Below are 793 nucleotides of genomic sequence, written 5' to 3'. Positions count from 1 at the left end.
CAATGCCAGTCAGTTAACCTGCTGACTGGCATTTTTTCGTTGGGAACTTGCTGCGAGAGCGTTTGACCTCACGCGGGAAGGATCGCTCAGTGCGACGAGGCGGGAGCACAAAGTAACGAGCTTGTTCAAGCAGGCGCTGCAATAGCGCAGGTACGGAGCCAGCGCGCGCCAGATGCACCGTGTTGATCGCCCCGACGATGGCATGGCGCGCCGTATGGAAGCTAATGCGGGTCGGCGCAACCCCTTCATGCTCGGCCATCAGGCGCATCCAGCGCCTGAGCAGTGTGTAGGCGATCAGCACGCCCCAGATTTCCTGCTTGACCAGTTCGGGTTGCCTGCTGCGCAACACCGCTTGGCCTTGCTGCAGCGATTGTTTGATTTCCCGAAACCCCAGCTCGATCTCCCAACGCTGGCGGTACAGCTGCGCCAGTGCCGTCACGGCAAACCGTTGGGGATCGAGCATCGAAGTGATGAAGCGTCGGGTCTTGCCGCCCACATGCGCCTGAATCAGCCTGGCCTGCCAATGGCTGGGCAGTTCAGGGTGCAGCTTCCTGGCGCGTGGTGACACGGGCATGCGGATCAGCCAGTCGCCTTCGCCCAAGGTCTACACCACCTCATGACGTAGATTGTCCTTGGCACGCATGAGCCAGTGGCGCTGCTCGCCCGCTTGGCTCCACTGCAGCAGGAAAGCGGCGCTGAAGTAGGCGCGGTCGAACAAGGTGATCGAATGATCCAGGCCACGCAGATCGGCTGCCAGCGTCAACTCGCCACAGCCATAGTCCCCCAGCCGGGC

General features: G+C 61.8%; 1 protein-coding gene and 1 pseudogene. Both read right to left on the bottom strand.

Features of this window, described 5'->3' with window-relative positions:
• Positions 1–13: 13 nt before the first annotated feature.
• Positions 14–601: a transposase gene (locus ABD767_RS17215; RefSeq protein ID WP_344870013.1), complete on the bottom strand. Its 588-nt coding sequence runs from the start codon at positions 599–601 to the stop codon at positions 14–16.
• Between the two features lie 3 nt (positions 602–604).
• Positions 605–793: pseudogene (locus tag ABD767_RS17210) on the bottom strand (IS4 family transposase); the annotation flags it as partial.

The organism is Comamonas faecalis (assembly GCF_039538025.1).
Taxonomy (GTDB): domain Bacteria; phylum Pseudomonadota; class Gammaproteobacteria; order Burkholderiales; family Burkholderiaceae_C; genus Comamonas_C; species Comamonas_C faecalis.
This window is presented reverse-complemented; position numbering and strand designations above follow the sequence as displayed.